This window comes from Dyadobacter sp. 22481, from assembly GCF_052044875.1.
Classification (GTDB): domain Bacteria; phylum Bacteroidota; class Bacteroidia; order Cytophagales; family Spirosomataceae; genus Dyadobacter; species Dyadobacter endophyticus.
On record NZ_JBQENV010000003.1, the window covers coordinates 401,154 to 424,515 of the forward strand.

The following is a 23,362-nucleotide window of genomic DNA, read 5'->3' on the forward strand; positions in this document are numbered from 1 at the left end:
GTAAACGCAAGCTGCTATAACACTCCCCACAGACAGAAGCATTATAGCAGCAGGTCGAAATTGAAATACTATTGGGTGAGAATGCGGCAGTTAAAGCGGAGCGATTTCGGGCTCGTCGAGCAGCACTTCCTGGCGGGAGCGAATGCGTTCAACGAGTGAGTCATAATGCAGCAGGCCTGAAGCTTCCACTACGAGGACCCCCACAAACTCGCGCCCTCGCCCGATGATGTTCAATCGCTGGATTCTGACCCCTTTGACCGATTCTACCAATGAAGTGATATGGTGTACACTGAGCGTCTCCGGATATGTGAGTTTGAGTTGATAGGTTTTCATGCGCCTCGTATTTAGTCGTTTCTGAATTTTATCAATCTAGTAATTTTATAGATTTAATATACAAATATAATAAATCAAAAATCATAGCCTGCTTATTTCCCCAAAGATCTGATATGATACCACTAGAACCCCGGACTTAAGTCCGGGGCAATTGATCTCCCGGGCAATGGATGTCGGGAGCAATACAAGCGGCTAGTCTAGCAGCAGCTTGTTGGTCACGATCTCTGTGTTGGGTAATGGAAACACATAATTCGCCTGTGCAGGTACCACTTCGGGGGCCACTAGTCCGTTGCCGGATTTGGCGGGAAATGGTGCCAGGTTACGCAGGATATCGATCGAGCGGAGCCCTTCGCCCAGCAACTCGATTCGCCGTTCGTTGAGGATCGTCGCGACCAATGCCTGCTGCGTGCCGGTTGCCTCTTTGGGGAACTCGTAGCTCGCGTCGGAACGGTTACGGACGGCTTTGAGCAATGCAGTGGCCGTGGCGAAGTCGCCAGTGCGGGCTGCGGCTTCGGCGTAGTTCAGCAGTATTTCCGAATAGCGCAGAATGGGCAGGTAATCCAGGAATGGTGATGGCTTGGCATATTTCGTGAGAAACTGCACGCCCGAGGCCGTCCGCGCGAAGGTGCGCCGAAGGTCAGTCGTCCGCCACCCGGTATCGCCCCAGATGCCGGCCGGATTGAGGTTGTACTCCGAATTGGCATTGATCACGTAAGGGAAAGACGTCTGTCCGGTCACGTTGTCGAGCTCGGTCATCGGCACGGAAAGGATCGATTCGGTGCTGGTGTAATTGGTCGTAAAAATTTCGACGATACTGCCCAGTTGATGCTTCACGCCCGTTGCTGCCGCGAATGGCGGGGTAATGGAAACAATCTTTTTTGCTTCCTCCACCACTTTCGCATACTTTCCGCTGTTGAGATATACCCTGGTTTTGAGCGCAATGGCCGTATTGCGGTGTGCGCGGGTGGTATTGAGCAATGCGGTGCTGTAATTCAAAGGCAGGTCGGCCTCGGCATCGTCCAGGTCTTTGATGATCTGCGCGTAAACCTCGGCGACGGTACTTCTTTTGAGATCGTTGTTAGCCGTGGTGGTTTCCGCCTGCAACCGGAGCGGCAAGCCTTTCGAAGCGCCCTGATCTTCATTATAAGGTCGCGCATAGGCGGTCACGAGCGCGAAGTAGCTCAGTGCCCGCACGAATTTCGCCTCGGCTACATATTGCTTCGCCACCGCTTCGCTCACCACGCCCGGATGCTCGCCAATGCCCTTGATGAGGATATTGGCGTTGTTAATCGTCTCATAACCGCTCGCCCAGAAACCCGCAATGAAGTTGGAGCTCGCATTCAGCGTATGGTTCCAGGCCTCAAACGCAGTAAAAGTATTGCTGGTGCGGTTGATAAACTCTTCGCCCCTTACTTCGGAATAGGTATAATAGTTGCCCCCGTAAAAATTACCGCCTTTGGCCGATTTGTAAACCCCGTTGACCAGCCCCAGAACGCGTTCCGGCGTTTCAAACGCATTGGCCCCGGTGATAGAAGTTTCGGGAACCGGATTGAGCAACTTGTCGGAATCGCACGAGGGCAATAGCAATGCAAATGCGACAGAAAAGCCCCAACCTATTGATCTATGGCCTATTTGAGTGAATATTTTCATATTGATAATACCTGATAATTAGAAACTAAGATTAACCCCGAGTGTAAAAGTCCGCGCCTGCCCTACCGAGTTTTTCTCGATACCGGGCGTGGTGTTGGAATTGCCGTTCACCGACGATTCGGGATCGGTGCCGTTGTACTTCGTAAGCAGGAACAGGTTCGATCCCTGCGCGTAAATGCGCACCGGCCCTATGCCCGAATTGCCGAACGCCGAAGCAGGCAGCCGGTAACCCAGCGAGAGGTTCTGCAGACGGAGGAAATCGGCCTTTTCCGCATTGGTAGAAACCGGAAACGAAGATCCGCTCGACAGCTGGTCGTTGTAAACGAGCCTTGGAATGTCGGTCACGTCGCCGGGTTTTTGCCAGCGTTTCAGGATTTCGGTGGAGTTATTGTAAGCGCGCTGGTCGAGCAAAGTGGCACGGGTGCCGTTCATGACGTAGTTCCCCCCCGCGAATGTCAGGTTCACCGAAGCATCGAATGCACCATATTTGAATGTGTTGGAAAAACCGCCGTACCATTTCGGCAGCGCGTCGCCGATCAGGTAGTAGTCGGCACCGGTAATGGCGGCTGCTTTGGAACCGTCCAGGTACGTCCAGTTACTTTCGCCCGGGCCTACAATCTGGCTGTATTGCACCTTCTCGCCTTTGGCATTGATGAAAATCCGCCGGCCATTCTCCGGGTTCACACCCGCCGTTCGGGCACCGTACAGGCTGCCTACCGAATGCCCTACGCGGGTCACGTTTGTCGTTTCGTAAGCGACATGCGTGGTACCCACAATGTCGGTATTACCATCCGAGAGCGCCGTCACCTTGTTTTTCAACTTCGTGAAGTTGACCGACGCATTCCACGAAAATTCGCCCGAGCGAACGATATTGGCCGAAATACCGAGTTCCACGCCCCTATTGAACATCGTGCCTACGTTGCGAAGGATCGAATTGCCGGGAATGCCTTTCGATACGGCCTGTGGTGCGCTCAGGATCAGGCCGTCGACATTGTTGTCAAAATAGGTAAGGTCGATCTGGATGCGATCGTCGAACAGGCCCAGGTCGGTACCGATGTTGGTTTGCCGGCTGGTTTCCCACCCCAGGTCGGAGTTACCCGCCTGCGAGATCGCCCAGGTGGGCGAGCTTCCGTACAGACCGCCGTTGTACAATTCCAGCGAGCCGAACGCATTGCTGATATTGCCATTTCCGACCCGGCCCCAACTTGCCCGCAACTTCACCGAACTCAATACCGAGGCCAGGCTCAGGTTTTTGTAAAATGCCTCCTCCGACAACGCCCAGCCCCACGAAATGCCGCCGAAGTTTCCGTACTTTTTGTCCAAACCCAAGGCGGAATTACCATCGCGACGGAAGTTGACCGTTACAAAATACTTCTTGCCCAGGTCATAACTCACGCGTGAAAAATACGAAAGGTACGCCCGCTGGTCGAGCTCGTTGCCTGAACTGGTAATGGATCCCCAGTTGCCCTGGTAGTTTTCAAAAAACGGATCGGCCCCTTGCGAACGTGATGCGCCCCAGGCCGAATTATTGAATTTCTGCACATCATATCCCGCCAGTACCGACACCGAATGCTTGCCGAATGTGGGCGTGAACGTCAATGTATTCGTCCAGTTCCAGTTGTCGCGCAGGGCCGATACGTTCACGGCATTGCCTTTGGTGGAATAACCGTTGCCCTGCAAAGCGCTATCGAAGGTTTTGGTCTCCGTACGGAGGCGGTCGATTGCGTAGCTCGTGCGGAATTGCAGGTTTTTCAGGATTTGCGCCGTCGCGGCGAAGCTGCCGATGATGCGATCGTTGGACGACGTGTAATGGTTTTTGTCCAGCTGCGCCACCGGGTTACCCCAGTTGCTCACCACCAGGTTATTACCCATTCCGATCGTGTTCGGGCTGGCGGTGCTGATGTTGTAGGAACCATCCGGGTTGTAGGCCGGCACGTTTGGCGGCAATGCGGTAGCGAGCCGCGCCAGGCCGACCAGGAAAAAGTTCGAACCCGGCAAAGAACCGGCGTAGGGCGATGCATTGTTGGTAGTATTGTAGGAAACGCTTCCGTTCAGTTTCAGCCATCGGTTCACCTCCTGGTCAATATTGAAACGGGCCGATTTGCGGTCGAACTCATTGGCACGGAGGAAGCCGTTCTGCTTGCTGTAATTGGCTGAAAAGTAATAGCTGGTGCTTTGCGTACCGCCCGAAACGCTCAGGTTGTGGTTCTGGGAAACGCCGGTGCGGTAAATGTAATCATACCAGCGCGTGTCGACCGGCGTGCCATCGGGATTATTATTGGGAAAAAACAATGCGGAAGGTACTTTATCATTGTTTTCATTTCCTCCTAAAATCTTGGCATTCAGCACCGCCTCGTTCTTGATAGCAATGTATTGACTGGCATTCAGGAGCTCGGGAAGCCGCGTTACTTCCGATACGCCCGCCCAGGATTCGACGTTGATCCTCGGCTTACCCGTTTTGCCTCTTTTGGTAGTAATTAAAAGTACGCCCGCAGCCGCCCGTGAACCGTAAATGGATGTCGAAGCGGCGTCTTTCAGCACGTCAATCGACTCGATATCTGCCGGGTTAATATCCCCCAGCGGGTTGTTTGGCACCGCGGTGCTCGTCGAGACATTACCGGTGTTGATCGGAATACCATCCACTACCACCAGCGGGTAAGAGCTCAGTGAAATAGAGTTAACACCCCGGATACGGATCACCGGCGGGTTATTGAGCACACCGTTGGGCTGAGAAATGCTTACCCCCGCCGCGCGTCCCGCAAGTGCCTGATCGAAGCTCTGGATCGGCTGTTCCTTAATGGCTTCGCCCTTCAAGCGGACGGCCGAACCGGTGAATTCCGCCTTGCTTTGCGTGCCATACCCCACCACCACGAGCTCGCTGAGCTGGCGTGTATCGGGGCTCAGTTCCACGGCGATCTGCGTTTGTCCGCCAACAGGCTTTTCCACGGACGCATAACCGATAAAAGAGATGACCAGCGTCGCATTTTCCGGCGCAATAAGCTGGTATTTACCGTCCTGATCAGTTATCGTGCCATTGGAAGAACCCTTGACAATCACCGATACGCCCGGCAGCGGCTGGCCGGAGTCCTTGTCGCGTATCACACCGGTGACGGGCTTGTCTGCCCTCACAAAGGCTGGCGCCAATGGCCGCGAAGCATAAGTCTGCTGTGGCGTGGACAACCCGAGCAACAGTGCCGCCAGCGCGACCCTGCCTGTATTACCGTACTGCTCTATACGCAAATTTATAAAGTAAGGTTTTGTCATGTTAAAATGGGTTTTAATATGTTCTGGGAGTGAAAAAGCAATGGAACTGGCAATCAGCCTCTTGCGGGCGCTCAGCCAAATGCTGGGCGCCCGGTTAAGGTCAATGCGAGGAATGTGAATAGTAAATCGGAGAAATCCGGAATGCTAACGCGGATCAGTGATCTCCGTAACGTCTCTCGCCCGCCGAAACGGCCAGCGCCAGCTTGTTCTGCTTCGGTGGCAGCGGACAAGTCGCATAAGGAGAGAACGCACAGGGTGGGTTGATGGCTTTGTTGAAATCCAGCCAGGCCGTACCGTCTGCCTCGACGGACGAGTACAGGAACCGGCCCGAGCCGTAAGTCTCGTGTTTGTTGGTCTGGTCTGCGAAGATGATGAACAGGCTCTCGGGCTTGCCCACGGCGTCGAGGTTGTACTCCTTGCTGTCGACGGTGAAAACGAGTTTGCCAGGCGACACCTGGTCGTCGGTGCGGCCTGTGATGTCGGTAATCGACACCGTGCGGCCCTGGGTTGGTACAAAGCGCGCCTTCACCCTCCATTTTTCCTGTACGGGGTATCTTTCGATGCCCGTAAACCCTTTCAGGTACTCGCCTTCCAGGTCACGCAGGCGGATCGCGTACTTATCGCCGCGCTTAATCACAAACCACCGCAGCGGACCGTGTTTCAGCGTCACCGGCTTTCCGCCGGGGAAAATATCCAGCTCGGTCACAGGCTGATCGCCGTTAAGGATCTCCGCGTCGGGCTTTGCTTTGAGCGTGATTTTGTCATTTTGCAGCACAAACTCGCCCAGAAAGGGGCGGCTTTTGCCCTCCGGAAACAAAATATCGTTCTCTTCCGCACTGCCGAACGTGTTTTTGCCTTCCTTCAACCAAAACAGTCCGGCCAAATTCAGCCAGCCCGATTCCGCTTTCAGGCTCTCGACTCGCTTCTGGTGCCAGTCACGGATTTGCTCTTCGTAGGTATTGTCGGGTACAGCAAATGCGGACAGCACCCACGCCGCCAGCCCCAGTAGATGATAAACAGGCCTCTTCATATTCAGTTGTTAGTTAAGTGATACATAAGCTCTGCTCCGCAGACGGCTCGTCGACGGATAGGAAATCGTAAAATGGTGGTGGCTGGTGCACAAAATTAATTAAACTATTTAGTCTACCAATTTAATAGTTTAATATTTTAAGGAATTTTATTTTTAGTCAGCTGGCTGGTATTCCATACCTGCAAAAACCGCCCCTTGACCTTACAATAAGAACCGGGAACCCCCTTGCGGCATTTTTCGTAATTTCAGCTTATGAATACTAAAACGGCGTTTCCAACACTTGGCATCGATGCTTTCGACTCTTCTGCGGAGTCGGGTTACAAGCTTTTACGCCATGAGGTGGACGGTAAAAGCCGGATCGAGAAGCCGCATAAGCACGATTTCTTCATGCTTTTTGTGGTGCGAAAAGGCGGAGGCACGCATTCCATTGACTTCGTCGATTATGCCGTCGCGGAGGGCCAGGTGCATCTGCTGTTCCCCGGTCAGGTACACCGCTGGGAGCTTGACGAAGATACGTCGGGTTTCCAACTGATGGTTGGGCGACGGGCTTTTGAGACTTCTTCCAACTTCCTGCGGCTGTCGTTTATAGCTTACCGGAACCACCAGGTGATTGATTTGCCGCACGCTGTCTTCGGCGCATTGTGCTACGAGCTCGAAGCGCTTGAAGGAGAACTGGGTACGGCTGCGGTGGATTGGGAAATGGTACAACTTCGCAGCCGGGTGGCGTTACAGTTGGTGAGCCGTGAGGCCGAGCGCATTTACGAGGATATCGGCACTTACCGCGCCAACCCGATCCTTTTCAAATACCACGCATTGGTGGATACACATTTCAAAGCACACAAAACCGTGGCATTCTATGCCGATCAGCTAAATATCTCACCCAACTATCTTAACATACTCTGTAAAAGGCATTTGCATGTACCGGCCACTTTTCTGATCCACAACCGCGTGGGCCTAGAAGCGAAGCGTCTGCTGCTGGTTTCAGGGCAGTCAGCGAAAGAGATCGCATTTGATTTAGGTTTTAGCGACCTTCCTCATTTTTCCAACTTTTTCAAGGCCCAGACAGGTCTCTCGCCCCGGGCATTTCGGAATGCGTTATAAATTCTACAAGTTATAGCATAAATAGCGCATCGTTTCAAAGCGTTATCGGGGTTAATTTTGCAAAAACCTTAATCCCAGCCACATGGAATCCATTTCCCGCAAAACGTTCATTCAAAGTTCCGGTTTATTGCTGGCAAGCGAAATACTGGTCAAAAAGCCCGATGCGTTCGCTTCCGGCGCGGTGCTGCGAGCGAATAAACCCGCTAAGAAATGGACGCTGAAAAATGTGCGGCTGGAAACAGGTTTCATGTATGAAGATGGTGAGGTGATTGCCACTGAAACCGGCCTCTTCCGCGTCGAGATCGAGGACGGTAAAATCAAGGCGGTGTTACCCAATGACCCGAAAGCAGACGCTACTGATGCAAAAGGCCAGCTAATGCTGCCGGCGTTCAGGGATATGCATATCCATTTGGACAAAACTTTTTACGGAGGTCCATGGAAGGCGCGGTTGGCGAAAAACCGGTCGGTAAAGGACATGATCGTGTTCGAGCAGAAAACTTTGCCCGAACTCCTGAAAACTTCCACATACCGCGCGGAAAAAATCATCGAACTCCTGCAATCGAAAGGGACCAACTTTGCCAGAAGCCACGTAAACATCGAACCGACCTCAAAGCTGGATTCGCTAAAAAATCTGCAAAAAGCGATTGAAAATAAGAAAGATACATTCGGAACGGAGCTCGTCGCATTTCCGCAGCACGGGGTTTTCTATTCGCATTCCGAACAATTGATGAAAGAGGCTGCCGCAATGGATATCGATTTCATCGGTGGACTCGACCCTAATGCGATCGACGGAAGCGTGGAGAAACAAATCGATTTTATAGTCCAACTCGCGCTCGATCACAGCAAGGGTATAGACATTCACCTGCATGAAGGCGGGGAGCCGGGCTTGCGGACGGTCGAATACCTGACCCAAAAAGTATTGGAAAATCCGGCCCTGGCAGGCAAAACGTTCCTCAGCCACTGCTTCGTGCTGGCGCGCCTTGAAAAACCAAAACTGGAAGAAACCGCTGAAAAGCTCGCACATGCACGCGTAGGCGTAATTTCGACCGTGCCTTTTGGTAACACCATCATGCCAATCCCGACCCTTTACCGCTATGGCGTGAACGTGATGACTGGTAATGACAGCATTGTGGACCATTGGAATACATTCGGCACGGGCAGTGTGTTGCAGAAGGCCAACATGATGGCGCAGCTTTACGGGCAGTCGACCGAGCTGGACCTGTCGCGCTGCCTGAAACTCGCCACCTGCAACATCCTGCCGCTCGACGAGAAAGGAAAACAGCAATGGCCGAAGGCGGGTGACGAAGCAAGCCTGGTGCTGGTGGATGCGAGCTGCTCGGCCGAGGCTGTTGCGCGTGTTTCGCCCGTTAAGGCGCTCGTGCACCACGGGAACCTGGTTTACCGGAATTGAAAAACGGTCAGGGGCAAGTGATTATCAGCCCTTAACTTGGTGGATATTAACCACTTCATTACCTATTTTAGCACACCGGGTGCAAGATCGGGCAAGTGTATTTGAAACGATATACTTTGCAACTTCAATCCTGAATCCCAAGCTAACCGGTCATGAAACGCCACCACCTCCTGACATTTGTCCTTATTGGAATACTCCAATTCCTTACCCATGCGCGCAGCTTTGCGCAAACCAAAGAACTGTACATTCCTGCCAAAGCCATGCGGGTGCCCGACGGCAACGATTACAACAGCGAAGAAAGCGAGTTTAGTTACAAACGTATGGTGCAATCGGACAATATCGCGATCTTTTGGCATAAGGAGTTCGGGAAAGATCCGATGGCGAACCCGGACTCCACCCGGCGGTTCGATGTACAAAATGCATTACGCGAATGTGAGCGGTTTTATGATTATTACGTTAATGATCTAAAAATTGTTCAAAAAGGAAAGTCACTTACCGACCAGTACAAAATGATCCTGTACGTGATCGGCGGCACCGAACAAACGGCTTTCGGCGGTGGGGTGGAGAACAAGATCGGCATACTCTGGACACCGGCGGTGCGCATGTCGAAAGCCCCATATGGCGCCCTCGCGCACGAGCTCGGGCACGCGTTCCAGTACATGTCGCGCTCGGACGCGAAAACGGGCCCGCGCGGACCTGTGATGGAAATGTCGGCACAATACATGCTCTGGCAGGTCTATCCCGAATGGATGACTTTCGAAAACTACCACTATGTAAGCTATCTTAAAAAGACGCATTTCGCATTCCTGCATCCGCAGAACATGTACCACTCGCCTTACGTGCTGGAATACTGGTCGGAGAAGCACGGCAAGGAGTTTTTCGGCACATTATGTCGCTCCACGCAGGAGGGCGAAGACCCGGTAATGACCTACAAAAGGCTTAATAATCTCAGCCAGGAGGTATTTAATGACGAGATGTTCGAAGCAGCGAGCAAGTTCATAACGTGGGATTTGAAAAGGATTGAAAAAGTAGCGGCGCCTTATGCCAACAAACATGCTACCAAACTCACGGCAACCGAAAACGGCTGGTACCAGGTTGATTCCCTGAATGCTCCGCAAAATTATGGCTATAATGGCATCCCTCTCTCGATTCCCGCTGCCGGCAAATCGGTAACCGTCGACTTCGAGGGCATTGCAGGCGCAAAAGGTTACAGCGACGTGAAGACCGACAAGGCCGGCTGGCGCTATGGTTTTGTGGCACATACCAAAGACGGTAAGCGCGTTTACGGAAAAGTCGCACGGGAAGCGAAGGGCAAAGCTACATTCAAACTCCCCAAAGACACGCAGCATCTCTGGCTCGTCGTAAGCGGAGCGCCTGCCGAGCATTGGCCCGTTGCTTTTGGCAGGCAAGCTGCGCAGCAGAAAGAAGAGCAATGGCCGTACCGCATTAAACTGACCGGAGCGTCTCTGGCTGAAAAGTAGCTCCGTGCAACGTTGCAGGTTGTTCGATGCCGCCACTGCCGGTCATTGAGCCGGGTCGCGCTCGAATCCGCGGCGCGGATGTGCAGGACATGCAGAAGGCACCTGCCTGCTAGGCGATCAACCCCTTAATAACCTTACCATGCACGTCGGTAAGCCGGTAACGCCGGCCCTGATGCTTGAATATCAGCTTCTCATGATCGAGCCCGAAAAGGTGCAGCAATGTCGCCTGGAAATCGTGCACATGTACGCCGTCTTTCACAACATTATAGCTAAACTCGTCGGTTTCGCCATAAACCTGCCCCGTTTTAATGCCACCTCCCGTCATCCACATCGAAAAGCAGCCGGGGTGATGATCGCGGCCGTAATTGTCTGCCGTAAGCTTGCCCTGCGAAAAGCTCGTGCGACCAAATTCCCCACCCCAAACCACGAGCGTGTCTTCCAGCAGGCCCCGCTGTTTTAGATCCTTCACCAATGCAGCCGACGCCTGATCGACATCCCTGGCTTGTTTGGCAATGTTTTTGGGCAGATCACCGTGCTGGTCCCAACCCATATGATAAAGCTGGATAAACTTCACGTCGCGCTCAGCCATACGCCGGGCGAGGAGGCAATTTGCAGCGAAAGTTCCGGGCTTGCGCGCGTCCTCTCCATACATTTTGTAGATATAATCGGGTTCCCCGGAGGTATCCACCGCGTCGGGCACCGAAGTCTGCATTTTGTACGCCATTTCATACTGGCTGATCTTCGACTGAATTTCCGGATCACCCCAAAGCGTATATTGGTGCTCGTTCAGCTCTTTAATGCGGTCCAATGCGCGGCGGCGGTCTTCCTTATGCACGCCGTACGGATTTTGCAGGTAAAGCACCGGATCCTTGCCGGCCCTGAGCTGCACCCCCTGATGGTGCGATGCCAGGAAACCGTTCGCCCAGGCTGCCGTGCTCAACGGCTGATCACCGGTTACACCTTTGGAAATCAACACCATAAAGTGCGGCAGGTTCTGATTATCGGACCCAAGCCCGTAACTAAGCCAGGAACCCATCGATGGTCGGCCGCTTTGCTGTGAGCCGGTTTGTACAAACATCACCGCCGGCTCGTGATTGATCGCCTCCGTAAATACCGATTTCACAATGCATAACTCATCCACAATGCCGGCCGTGTAAGGTAAAAGCTCGCTCACCCACGCGCCCGACTGCCCGTACTGTTTGAAATCATAGATCGATTTGACCAGCGGAAAAGTCGACTGGCCGGCCACCATACCGGAATTCCGCTGCGTCGACTTGATAGACGCCGGAATTTCCTGGCCATGCCATTTGGCCAATGCAGGCTTATAATCAAATGTTTCCAGCTGCGACGGACCGCCGCTTTGGAACAAGTAAATGATCCGCTTGGCTTTCGGGGAAAAATGCGGGCCCATTACGAACGGCGACTCTGCCCCCTTGTCCTCCTGCCTGCGTGCACCGGGCGAGGTACCCGCCTGCAAAATGCTCGAAAGCGCGATGGAGCCGAAACCAAGGCCTGCCTTCGTGAGGAAATCCCGACGGTTGAGTTGCGTTAATACCTTTCTCAGATCTTCCATAACAATATCATTTGCGGGTATGCCCCTCGTCGGTGTTCATGATCGAATTGGAGACTGTCGCCAGGGCGGCGATTTCCTCCGGTCGCAACGTCGTATCCCACTGGCGCTCGCCCGTGCGCAGGTATTCGAGCGCCTGCACGGGCTGGGCGCGAAAGCGTTTGAGTTCGTCCGCGTAGAAATCGGCGAGTATCTTTTGCTCCGTACGGTCGGGTTTTCGCCCTGTTATCATTCTGAACGCAAGACCGGTTGCCTCCAATCCGCTGGTTTTGCATGCGTGTAGAACCTTCTCCGCCAATGCTCTCGCCGCTTCCACATATTGGGGGTCGTTGAGCAGCACCAACGCCTGCAAAGGCGTGCTCGTGGAGCGGCGCTTCGCGACACATTCACCACGTTCGGGCGCGTCGAAGATCAGCATCGACGGTGGTGGTGAAGTACGTTTCCAGATCGTGTACAGGCTTCTGCGGTAAAGGCCATCGCCGGGTTCCTGCTGGTATTTGTAACGCCACACCTTATCGCTCAGCTCGTCCCAGAGGCCCACCGGCTGATAAGGGTAAACGCTCTTTCCTCCAATTTTACCCACCAACAAACCACTGATAAACAATGAGTTGTCCCGTATCATCTCCGCAGTAAACCTGAACCGCGCACCTCTTGCCAGCAATGCATTACCCGGGTCTTTTTCAAGAAGCTGCGGCGTTGCTTTGGATGTTTGCCGGTAAGTTGCCGAGAGCATGATCAGCTTGTGCAGCCTTTTAATATTCCAGCCGGATTCCATAAAATCGACGGCCAGCCAGTCGAGGAGTGCGGGATGCGACGGCAGGTTGCCCTGATTGCCAAAGTCCGCCGAGGAGCGCACGAGGCCATTCCCGAAATGCATTTGCCAGATCCGGTTGACAAACACCCGCGCCGTAAGCGGATTGTTCCGGTCGAAAAGCCAGCGCGCGAGGCCCAGCCGGTTCTGCGGAAATTTTCCTTCGAAAGGCATTACCGCATCCAGCGCACCCGGCGTCACCCGCTTGCCGGGCGCATTATAGGCACCGCGTGTGAGCAGGTAGGTTGGGCGGGGTTTGGGGAGGTCGCCCATCACCATCAGTTCAGGAATACTGTTGATCAGCTTGTTCTGCTCGTCCATTCGGGCTTTCAGGCTGTCGCGCAGCATTTGTGCTTTTGCATTGAAACGGGCATTATAAAACTCCTTTACCATCAACTGTTGGTCTGCGGAAACCTGCGTTTTAAGCATTCCTGCCGCCTTTTTTGGGTTATGGTTAAATAAAACTTCAAGGGCTGTGAGCGCCGTGTCGTAAATCCTTAGCTCATCGATCCCGCCGTCCTTAAATGGAATGAGCAAGTTTCGCTGCCCAACCATAAATCCCTGAAAACCATAGGTATGAATATCTTTTTCGTATAAAATACCCTTGTAGAGGTTGTCAAAGTCGATCGCCGTTTTCGCCGCCTCCCCATTGACGTAAATTTTGGCTCCGGCCGCTTTGCTCGAACCATCGTAAGTGACGGTAACCTTCGTCCATTGCTTTACGGGCACAGGAGCGAGTGTACTTACTTGGATAGCGTTCTGCGGGTAGGAATGAGCGATAATAAACTGTAACTTATTGTCGGCCAGTCGCAATGAGTACCCTTTATAGCCGAGGCGCAGGTCTTCGCAATGGTAGAATATGCCCGCGTCGGGATAGACGGTGTTGGGGTTAATCCACAATTCAACCGAAAAAGGCTCTGTCCTTTCGTGCCAGCCGATATTGTTGCCAAGCTTGATGGAGTTGTAATCCGACACAAAATAAGCATTACCCCTTACCCCGGGTTTCAGAATGACTTCGTTGCATTGCGCCAACTGTTTTGGGTCAAGCGCATTGGGCATAACCGCCTTGCCATCGGCTGTTTTTGTAGCTTTTTCGAAAGGATACCACGCGACCAATCCCTCCCGGATCTTTTGATTGAGCAGCTTTTCGGATAATGCCCCTGTGTTAAGCCACTTTTTCAGATCGTCTTGCGAATTGTCGTTGCTAGCCGCGAGTTGGTTGGTCAGCCCCGTGATCTTTCGGTCGAAAAAGCGGAGCAATGCTTCGTTTTCCCTGCCGGTAAGCAGCAATGCAGGGCCGGGTGTCTGGTCGGGACCGTACACCGGACTGCCGGTTTCGTTCGTGCTGTTGAAAAGCCCGAACATTTTGTAATATGCTTCCTGGCTGATCGGGTCATATTTGTGGTCGTGGCAGCGGGCGCATTGTACCGAGAGGCCCATAATCCCTTGTCCCAGTGTCTGCACGCGGTCGGCATTGTATTCCACCCGGTATTCTTCAAAAACGATCCCTGCCTCGGAGCTCTTCTTGTGCAGGCGGTTGAATGCAGTAGCGAGAATGGTTTCTTTGGTTTTATCAGGTAAAAGGTCACCCGCAAGCTGCATGGTAACGAACCGGTTGTAAGGAAGGTTGCGGTTGAATGCGCTGATCACCCAGTCGCGCCAGGGCGAAAAGTCGCGGTGCTTGTCGTCGAGATAACCATCACTATCGGCGTAGCGCGAAACGTCCATCCATTCGCTGGCCATCCGCTCCCCGTAAGCAAGCGATTGCAGAAGGCGATCGATCACCCGGGAATAGGCTTCGGGCGATTTATCGGCCACGAATGCGTCTATTTCGGCCAATGTCGGCGGTAAGCCAGTAAGGTCGAAGCTCGCCCGGCGGATCAGGTCTTCGCGGTTTGCTTCCGGAGAAGGAGCCAGTTTCTCCTTTTCCAGCTTTTCGAGAATAAAATGATCGATCGGCGTCCGCGCCCACCCAGCCAGTTCCGGTTCCGGTAGCTCAGGCTTCTCGGGTTTGATGAACGACCAATGCGGTTTGTATTTCGCCCCCAGCTCGATCCACCGTGTGAGTACCGCTATTTCTCTGACAGACAATGCAAGATTAGATTCCGGCGGCGGCATTTTCATGTCCGGGTCCTGCGAAATGAGCCGCGTATAAACTTCGCTGGCTGCCAGGTCACCGGGGACGATCGCGTGGCGCTTTGGGGCTTTTTTCAGTGCTCTATAAGCGCCCTCCTCGGTATCGAGCCGGAGCCCGCCCTTCTGCTTTTTGGCATCCGGGCCATGGCAGGCGAAGCATTTGTCAGAAAGGATCGGCTTTACGTCGTAGTTGAAATCCGGTTCCGCGGGTATTTCTCTCAATGCCAGTTCCACTTCTTCCGGCTTTTCCACGCCGCAACCGGCCATGAACAGCATGCACATTCCTACCGCTGCCACAAGGTTCCCGCACTTCCAAAATGCAAATTTCTTTACCCTCGACTTCATGGATTTTCTGTCTTAAATCAATCCTCGGAAGTTAAAAGCGGGAACGCCTTATTTTTTAGTCACTTATTGCAATTAAAGTTTTTAATTTAATTTTTCCAATATCACCACAAGTCGACAATTACACATTCCAGACGCCTAATCCAGTCATTTACCGTCTTTGCAGCGCCCACACATCTCCTTTCCAAACCGGATTGGCGCCGGTGTGTTTGCCGCTGAAAATCCACATCTGATCGTGGAATACGACGCTGTTGCCGCCGCTGCGGACGCTCCAAGGAGCGTGTTCGGCGTAGCGGTACCAGTCGGTACCATTAGCGGAAAACCATACGTCGTTCAGGGCGCCTTTGTGATGGTCGGTATTGAGGTCGCGCCCCCCGAATAGCCACAGCCTGCTGTCGTACACGTGCACGCCCGCGTCGTAGCGCTTTTTCCAACCAGCTTCGGCGGTGAGTTGTGTCCAGTTTTTGCCGTCGGCGGAGCGCCAGACGTCCGCCATCCCCTGCGCACCGACCATATAAAGCGTATCGCGCATTACCACCATTTGCGGCGAGTCTCGGGGCGACCAGGGCGCCTTAGCTACTTCCCGGGTCCATTTCAGTCCGTCGGGTGACGACCATACGTCGTTTTTCATTTCGAGCGATTCGAAATCCCGCGCTATTCTGGTGGTACCTCCGAATAGCCACATTTTATTTTTGAATACGACCAGTGCCTGGCCTTTCCGGGGTTCCCATTCCGCATTCACAGCCTTTTTCCATTCTGAACCGTCCTTGGAGTTCCATATTTCGTTCGTCAGTTCCCTTTCCTGGTAGCGCATACCGCCGGTGAGCCAGAGTTTACCGGCGAAATAAACGCCGGTCAGGTAGATGCGCTCACCCCAGTCGTTCTTCGCGTGGCGCGTCCAGGAAATGCCGTCTGCCGACGACCACGATGCTTTTTGTCCTATCATCCAGAGGTTACCTCCGAATGCAACATGCGGCACGAGGCCCATGGGGAAAGTGCCTTGTTTCCACTCGTACTGGTGCGAACCGCTTCCAGCAGGGAGCATTTCCTTCCACGTGTAAACGGGTTTAAGCGGCGCGGGTCCCCGATCGCGGGTAAAGCAGGCCAGTATCGAAACCAGAAAGGTGATAATGAGCCAATTTCTAAGCGTTTTCATAGCGAGGCATTTGATGATATGTAAAGGAAATAAAATGCCTGCGCCGTGAAAAATAATGTAGACGAACCGCTGAAAATGTAGACCAGCGAAGCTGCTCCGGACCTGTGGACTACTTTTCCAGTATCCCCTTTTCGACGCTTTCGTTAATCAGCCCTTCGGCATATTCCCACAATGCCTCCGATCCTTCTTTGATGACTTTCTTTTTCTCGTACACCTTCTCATATTTCACCCCAAACTCTTTCCAGGTCCCGCCGCTATTGGAGCTGTTTTGAAGGAGCGGTTCCAGGCGGTCCATCGACCGGGCAAATTTGGCTTCGCCGGTCTGCCCTGCTTCGAATTCCTCCCAGATGGCGATCAGTTCGCTGGCCTGCTCAGTGGGTAGCATCCCGAAAATCCGGTTCGCTGCAAGCCGCTCATCATCGGTATTGGTGTGGTTCTTTTGGGTGTCGTAAATAAAGGTATCACCCGCGTCGATCTCGACAATATCGTGTATCAGCACCATTTTGACGACTTTGAGAACATCGACCGGCACATTGGAATGCCCGGCCAGGACAATGGCCATCACCGCCAGGTGCCAGCTGTGTTCGGCGTCGTTTTCATTCCTGTCGCTGTTGAAAAGCCTGGTTTTCCTTTGAATATATTTGAGTTTGTCAATCTCTTTGATAAACTCGATCTGCTGTAAAATGCTGCCTATGTCCATGACCTTGCTGATTGGTTATTTCAAAAAGTGAAATTACAAGGCATTTCCGGCTATGACAAAAAGCGCTCGGTAAGTTCGAGTGCCTCTGTGAAATGAAACAGTTGATTTTACCGGGTTATTTTTCCCGGACAAGAATGCTCAAACTACCTTCGCATGTTTCCATGACCAGGCTATCCGGGGCAGTTTGCGTCAGTTTCATTTCAGGACAGCCCCTGCACAATGCATACGAACAGATCGGGTCCAGCTCAACCGGCTTAGCAGGCTTCGGGACAAAAGCCGTTCCGTTCAGGGAATAGCTCGATGGAATGCAGCAGGGCACATATCCGTTCCCATTCAAAAGTACCCCATCATACCGGATTTCATACACATGCGAACTGGCTTGCGCTACCGGCTGCGTAACGGTCGAGTCGCCGTATATTTGCTTATATTCAACCACTCGCCATTTGCCAACGATCGAGATCACTTCAGGTGCCGGATCGCGGTTTTCCTTCTTGCATTGGACAAATACGAACAGGGCTAAGATAAAAAGTGAAAGTGTTTTCATAACGATGTGTTTTATCAGGTAGACTCTCCCGGCCCATTATCAGTTGTAACCTAAGTTTATTATTTTACAACGGAATATTACTATGCTTGAAACAGTGAACTATGTTTTATAGCCGACTTCGTCAATCTTTCTGTGCGTCGGCAGGCGGCGCCTGCGGCAGGCTATTGCACTGTTTTTGCGTGCTTTTGCTCTTTCTGGCCAGCCCATGCCGTTCGCAGGACCAGAACTGGCAGATAGCGGGCACCGTTTATGACGAGGCCGGGAAGGCGCTGCCATCGGTCACCATTTATCTTAACAATACTTCCTTAGGCACCTCGACCGACAAAGCCGGCAACTTCCGCATTAACGTTCCTGCGCGCTATAAAAAAGCGGAATTGGTCGCCTCTTTCGTTGGATATAAGCCGGAAGTAAAACTATTGCAGGCAACGCCCGACCGCACGGCGAATGTGGTCTTCAAGCTTGATCTGAACAATACCATACGCGAAGTCATCATTAAGGGAAAGCGCGACAAGCATTGGCGCCGCAAATGGAGAATCTTCAATAACGGCCTGCTGGGAGATTCCCCATTTGCCAGGCAATGCACCATTTTAAACCCCGAATCCATCACCCTCGGCCTCGATGAAGCGACCGGGCGTGTGACGGCAACGAGTACTGAGCCTGTACTCATCGAGAATTTGGCACTCGGCTATCGGATCCGTTTCCATATGAACAAATTTGAGTCAGATGGGAAGAAGACGTTCCTTTCCGGGTATAAATTCTTTGAGTCTTTACTTGCAGACAATCCTGAAAAACAGCAAAGACAACTCCGCAATCGGGATATGGCTTTTAAGGACTCCTTCCGCAATTTTTTGGTCGCACTTTCCAAAAAAAATCTGGAAGCCAACGGCATTGAAATGTTTACCATGAAAACAACAAGGGAATTCTATCTGACGAAAATCCCTTTGGAACGCGAGGTGATCAACGGCAATTTCACTCCCGTCACTGCCGACTCGGTCTGTGTGTTCGATAAAACCAGAGGCAACTTTATTTTGCATTCCAGATATCCGCTGCTTGTGTTCCAACGAAGGCTCTACAATAGCGCTTCGGTTTTCTCTGACTACCCGTTCAAATATTCCCAGATCGTCCTGCCGAATGCGTACTGCTTATTTACAGACAATGGATGGCTGGTAACGCCCAACGGCATCACTATTCACGACGCCTGGGCCCGGGAAGGCTTTGCCGAAATGCTCCCGATCGACCATCCACTCCCCGGAGACGATACGCCTCAGACACCGGTTGCCTCCATTCAAAATACAAGGCAGGTCAAAGAAACCGCAGATTTAAAACTACCCACCATTGAAAGCCAGCAAACCCTTTTGGATAAAGAGGGACTGCTACAACCTGCGGCGAAACAGGATGATGGCCTGGTCAAGCCGGATTACGTCCTGTCGGTCAGTGAAAGCGACAACTCAGGCTCCGTTTTTGACCTGCTGAAAAGGATACCAGGCCTGCGCGTAACCTTCGACGGAGCATCCAATACCTACAAGGTCCATTTTACAGAGAATAATACGAACATTAACGCGAGCGGCAGCTTTGACAATACGGTGGCGCTAATGCTCGACAAAGTCTTTTACAGCGGCGCAGAAACCGTTGTCCCCATACTCAATTCCCTGACCGTCCGCGACATCAAATCCATCTCCGCCGTCAGGTATGGAAATTCCGCAGCATTTGGAGCCAGGGGCAGCAATGGGATATTGGTTATCACCACGAATAAATAGCAAGGCATCTCCTCAATGCATACTCGCTTCAAAAATTCAAAAAGAATTCAGAATTCAAAGGTATGTTTAGCGGCAAAAGAAGTATTTAAGCCCGACTGACACCACCAAATACCGGAAGAAATGATTACTGCCACTCAGGGAGTTGGAGCAAAGAGCATACCCTATTCAAAATCAGATTTTTTAACGCGTGCTATAATTTTAGCCGCATTACTTACCGGGATCTCGACGCTGACCAGGATTACCCTGATGCTGAAAGCCGGCAACGGCGTAGATTACAGCGTCACCAATGTTCTCGGCATTTTCGGCATCGGCCTTTTCTACGATCTGATCAATTCCCTGTATTTCGTTCTCCCCGTGATGCTGCTCGGCTGGGTGACGCCCAGCAGGTTCGCGGGCAAAAGGGGATTCAAAATCATCGCCTTCATTTTGCAGTTTATCCTGGTGTTCCTGCTTTTGCTGAACGCCGTTTCCGAATGGGTCTTCTGGGACGAATTTAGCTCCCGATTCAATTTCATCGCCGTCGATTATCTGGTCTACACGCAGGAAGTGGTAGGCAACATCCGACAGTCATACCCGGTAGAGGCAATTATAAGCGTGCTGCTGGTGCTTACGGTGTTATTGACCGTGCTCGTATCCCGCATGGCCACGCGATGGACCTTTCGTCCAATGCGCTTCGGTAGGCGATCGCTGGTTCTGGGTGTGTATTTACTCGTTGTTGCAGCGGCTTTTGCGATGGTCGACAATAAGTTAAGGCAATTTAGCGGCAACGTCTACGTCAATGAGCTTGCCGGTAACGGAATGTACGAGCTATTTGCGGCCTACCGCAACAATGAATTGGATTATAACCAGTTCTACGCAAAGCTGGATGAGCAGCAAGCATCGTCGCTGATACGCTCGATGGTCCAGACACCGGAAAGCCATTTCACTGACGGCAAGCGCTTCTCAATCGAAAGGGACATTGTCAATACGGGCACCGAACTACACAAAAATATTGTATTGATCAGTGTAGAAAGCCTGAGTGCCGACTTCCTGGGAAGCTTCGGGAATACGCAGGGGATCACGCCTTTCCTCGATTCCCTCGCCGGCCAGAGCCTTCTTTTCACCAATCTTTACGCGACGGGCACCCGTACGGTCCGCGGCCTGGAAGCATTGTCGATATGCGCCCCGCCCACGCCCGGCCAATCCATCGTACGGCGGCCGCATAATGAAGATCTTTTCTCCATGGGTAGCGTGTTAGGCAGCAAAGGATATCAGGCCCGTTTCATTTATGGCGGTTACGGCTATTTCGATAATATGGGTTATTTCTTCGGCCACAACAGCTACGGGGTGATAGACCGGACGGCACTTTCGAAAAAAGAGATCGACTACGAAAACATCTGGGGGGTAGCCGATGAAAATCTTTTTGAGCTGGCCAGCCGGGAGATCAGCGCGGCGACGCAGACGGGCAAACCCGTCTTCGCGCACATCATGACGACTTCCAATCACCGTCCTTACACCTACCCGGAAGGGAGGATCGATATCCCTTCGCACACCGGGCGGGATGGCGCTGTCAAATACACCGATTACGCGATCGGTCAATTCATCCGCCTCGCGCGAAACAAGCCATGGTTCAACAACACATTATTTGTCATCGTTGCCGACCATTGTGCATCCAGTGCGGGTAAAACCGACCTTCCGGTCAACCGGTACAAGATTCCGCTGCTAATCTACTCGCCAGGGTTTGTCAAGGCAGGGACCATGCCAAGGCTTATGAGCCAGATTGACATCGGGCCTACTATTTTGGGACTTCTCAATTTTTCTTATCGCAGCAAGTTCTTTGGATATGATATTTTTAAGCTCGAACCGGGCCGGGAACGGGCATTTGTAAGCACATATCAAAGCCTTGGGTATGTCAAGAATGATTCGCTGGTTATATTGAAGCCCCAAAAAGTAACTGAAACATTCACCCCGGACTTTAAAGATGGCTCTGCGCGCCAGACTTCCCCGAACAGGCATTTAGTGGACGAGGCCGTGGCGTGGTACCAGGCTGCAAGCTTTCAGTTTAAACACGGGCTCATGAAAAGATAGTCGCCACTAATGTATGGTACATGAATGTAAATATTAATCTAAAAAATATAACTTTGGCAAAAATGTAAACTTGACACCTATTCACTGCAATGCCGGATAGCCAGCCAGTTTCGGACCAGCAATTGCTGGAAGCTTTGTGCTCCGGGCACGAATGGGCCTTTACGGCTATTTATGACCAGTATTGGTATCCGCTGTACCGGGCAGCATTTCACAAACTCGGGCAAAAGCACATTGCCGAAGAGATCGTACAGGACATTTTCACCCGCCTTTGGAACGAGCGCCGCAACCTGCGGACTACTGCATTGAATTACTATCTTTTTTCGGCCGTGCGGTTCGAGGTCATCGATTATATCCGGAAAGCCGGGCCAAGAAGCCGGTATCTTGCCTATTATCAGGCTTTTGCACGCCAGCACGAGCATTATACCGAAGATGAGGTTGCTTATAACGAGCTGCTCCACAACATTGACGAAGGTCTCAAACCCTTTCCTGAAAAGACCCGTGAGATATTCAAACTCAGCCGGATAGAGAGCTGGACGGTGGCGCAGATCGCCGAACTCATGAACTTGTCGGACAAAACGGTTGAATACCATCTGGGCAAAGCCTCCAAGGCTGTCCGTGAATATCTGAACGAAACCTTTCTCCTGTTACTCCTCAGCATCTTCTCCTGACCTTCATTTCAAATCAAGTAGCACCCAAGTTGCCCGCATTGCATTTTTAGAAGAAGTTTATCCCTAAACTTCGCATTTCTTATAAACTTTTCAAGTTATTTTAAAAACATTCAGGGACAATACCCGACTAATACGGTTTAGAGGTTGAATCAGACAAAAGGTAGTCTGAGCCAGCCAACCCCCTGAACCTGTGAATTACGACGAAATTGAAAACCTGCTTTTGAAATACCGGGCAGGAAAATGCACTCCCGCGGAAAAGGACCGCATCCATCAATGGTATGAACAGGTACAAAGCGATGTACCGCAAACCGAGCTTTCGGACACTGAAAAATCTGTGCTGAAAGCCCGGATGTGGACGGCCATTCAGCACGACAGGAACGCGCCAAAAAAGCCGATTAGATTTTTACCGCGCTTATCCGGCACAGCAGTACGCCTGTTTTCGTCGGTGGCTGCGGTACTCATTGTGTCGCTGTCGCTGTTTTATTTTTATTCGGGCAAGTCCTCTTCTGCCAGGTCCGCGAACGTTGCATTGCTACTGGAAGCCAGTCGTGAAAGCCTGGTTTCCAGGGCTAACAAAACCACCCAGCCTATGCGCATCAAACTGAGCGATAGCAGCGAAGTGACCCTTGCTCCCGGTGCCGGGCTTACCTATCCGCGCCAGTTTTCGGCCGGTAAACGGGAGGTCCAGCTTAAAGGCGACGCGTTTTTTAACATAACCAAAGACAGCCGCCGACCCTTTTTTGTGTATAGCGGAAAGCTCGTAACGCGTGTCCTCGGGACCAGTTTCTGGGTGAAAGAAGGCGGTGAAGAGCATCAGATGCAGGTTGAAGTCGTTTGCGGAAAAGTTTCTGTATTCGAAAATGAAAGCATCGGAGCAGAAGAACCAACGTCCCAAAACAAGCACCAGTTCAATAAGGGCGTGATCCTGACCCCAAACCAACGTGTGACCTATTTTGAAGAAAGCGGACACCTGATGACCAGCCTCGTCGACCAGCCTGTGTTACTCACCGCGCCCGCCGAACTAACGGCAGCGATTTACAAGAACATTGCATTGCCCGACATTTTTCAACGCATGGAAGATGCTTACGGGGTAGATATTGTGGTATCGGGGGAGGCGGTGAATGAATGTACGTTTACCGGCGATCTTACGAATATGTCGCTTTTCGACCAGCTCGACCTGATTTGCCAGTCCAACGACGGCTCTTACCAGGTTCAGGGAACGCGCATCCTGGTTTCGGCCACGGGCTGCAAGTAATTTTTGTTTAACCTAAATAGAACACTATGCGATAAACCCGTCCAAAAAGCCCAAAAAAGAAACCGGCAGAAAGCTATCCTGCCGGT

General features: G+C 52.1%; 16 protein-coding genes. 7 read left to right on the top strand and 9 right to left on the bottom strand.

The genetic code is table 11. The features are described 5' to 3' along the window. Positions 1-90 precede the first annotated feature (90 nt). The 4 genes from ACTJJJ_RS20565 to ACTJJJ_RS20580 form a co-directional block, all read right to left on the bottom strand. Complete coding sequence (locus ACTJJJ_RS20565; protein ID WP_019940967.1) at positions 91-333, bottom strand: hypothetical protein; 243 nt, start codon at positions 331-333, stop codon at positions 91-93. A 192-nt stretch (positions 334-525) separates the two neighbouring features. Beyond that, positions 526-1,983, bottom strand: a complete 1,458-nt coding sequence (locus tag ACTJJJ_RS20570; protein WP_440702861.1) for a RagB/SusD family nutrient uptake outer membrane protein — start codon at positions 1,981-1,983, stop codon at positions 526-528. 18 nt (positions 1,984-2,001) lie between these two features. Further along, positions 2,002-5,247, bottom strand: coding sequence for a SusC/RagA family TonB-linked outer membrane protein (locus tag ACTJJJ_RS20575; RefSeq protein WP_440702862.1), 3,246 nt, complete (start codon positions 5,245-5,247; stop codon positions 2,002-2,004). Positions 5,248-5,401: 154 nt separating this feature from the next. Then, the gene (locus tag ACTJJJ_RS20580) at positions 5,402-6,277 is read right to left on the bottom strand and encodes a DUF1684 domain-containing protein (protein ID WP_440702863.1); all 876 of its coding nucleotides are present in this window, start codon (positions 6,275-6,277) and stop codon (positions 5,402-5,404) included. Between the two features lie 252 nt (positions 6,278-6,529). On the opposite strand from ACTJJJ_RS20580, the gene ACTJJJ_RS20585 reads away from it, so the two are divergent. The 3 genes from ACTJJJ_RS20585 to ACTJJJ_RS20595 all read left to right on the top strand — a co-directional run bounded on the left by ACTJJJ_RS20585 (position 6,530) and on the right by ACTJJJ_RS20595 (position 10,270). Continuing rightward, positions 6,530-7,378 (top strand): helix-turn-helix domain-containing protein, encoded by an 849-nt coding sequence (locus tag ACTJJJ_RS20585; RefSeq protein WP_426295590.1) that lies wholly within the window; start codon positions 6,530-6,532, stop codon positions 7,376-7,378. An 82-nt stretch (positions 7,379-7,460) separates the two neighbouring features. Continuing rightward, on the top strand, positions 7,461-8,789 hold the full coding sequence (locus tag ACTJJJ_RS20590; RefSeq protein ID WP_440702864.1) for an amidohydrolase family protein: 1,329 nt from the start codon (positions 7,461-7,463) through the stop codon (positions 8,787-8,789). Between the two features lie 152 nt (positions 8,790-8,941). Beyond that, positions 8,942-10,270, top strand: a complete 1,329-nt coding sequence (locus ACTJJJ_RS20595; RefSeq protein ID WP_440702865.1) for a DUF6055 domain-containing protein — start codon at positions 8,942-8,944, stop codon at positions 10,268-10,270. Between the two features lie 109 nt (positions 10,271-10,379). Here the strand turns inward: ACTJJJ_RS20595 and ACTJJJ_RS20600 are convergent, their stop codons facing one another. The 5 genes from ACTJJJ_RS20600 to ACTJJJ_RS20620 form a co-directional block, all read right to left on the bottom strand. Further along, positions 10,380-11,843 (bottom strand): DUF1501 domain-containing protein, encoded by a 1,464-nt coding sequence (locus ACTJJJ_RS20600; RefSeq protein ID WP_188937630.1) that lies wholly within the window; start codon positions 11,841-11,843, stop codon positions 10,380-10,382. A 7-nt stretch (positions 11,844-11,850) separates the two neighbouring features. Then, positions 11,851-15,132 carry a DUF1553 domain-containing protein gene (locus ACTJJJ_RS20605; RefSeq protein ID WP_440702866.1) on the bottom strand — a complete coding sequence of 1,094 codons (3,282 nt, stop codon included), beginning with the start codon at positions 15,130-15,132 and terminating at the stop codon, positions 11,851-11,853. 148 nt (positions 15,133-15,280) lie between these two features. Beyond that, positions 15,281-16,285 carry a hypothetical protein gene (locus ACTJJJ_RS20610; protein WP_440702867.1) on the bottom strand — a complete coding sequence of 335 codons (1,005 nt, stop codon included), beginning with the start codon at positions 16,283-16,285 and terminating at the stop codon, positions 15,281-15,283. A 109-nt stretch (positions 16,286-16,394) separates the two neighbouring features. After that, positions 16,395-16,985: an HD domain-containing protein gene (locus tag ACTJJJ_RS20615; RefSeq protein ID WP_440702868.1), complete on the bottom strand. Its 591-nt coding sequence runs from the start codon at positions 16,983-16,985 to the stop codon at positions 16,395-16,397. A 115-nt stretch (positions 16,986-17,100) separates the two neighbouring features. After that, positions 17,101-17,529 (bottom strand): hypothetical protein, encoded by a 429-nt coding sequence (locus ACTJJJ_RS20620; protein ID WP_440702869.1) that lies wholly within the window; start codon positions 17,527-17,529, stop codon positions 17,101-17,103. A gap of 101 nt (positions 17,530-17,630) precedes the next feature. Between ACTJJJ_RS20620 and ACTJJJ_RS20625 the strand changes: the two genes are divergently transcribed. The 4 genes from ACTJJJ_RS20625 (at position 17,631) to ACTJJJ_RS20640 (ending at position 23,276) form a co-directional block, all read left to right on the top strand. Continuing rightward, complete coding sequence (locus ACTJJJ_RS20625) at positions 17,631-19,286, top strand: carboxypeptidase-like regulatory domain-containing protein (protein WP_440702870.1); 1,656 nt, start codon at positions 17,631-17,633, stop codon at positions 19,284-19,286. Between the two features lie 120 nt (positions 19,287-19,406). After that, complete coding sequence (locus ACTJJJ_RS20630) at positions 19,407-21,353, top strand: LTA synthase family protein (protein WP_440702871.1); 1,947 nt, start codon at positions 19,407-19,409, stop codon at positions 21,351-21,353. 89 nt (positions 21,354-21,442) lie between these two features. Continuing rightward, positions 21,443-22,021, top strand: a complete 579-nt coding sequence (locus tag ACTJJJ_RS20635; RefSeq protein ID WP_188937620.1) for an RNA polymerase sigma factor — start codon at positions 21,443-21,445, stop codon at positions 22,019-22,021. Between the two features lie 190 nt (positions 22,022-22,211). Further along, positions 22,212-23,276: a FecR family protein gene (locus ACTJJJ_RS20640; RefSeq protein WP_440702872.1), complete on the top strand. Its 1,065-nt coding sequence runs from the start codon at positions 22,212-22,214 to the stop codon at positions 23,274-23,276. Positions 23,277-23,362 lie beyond the last annotated feature (86 nt).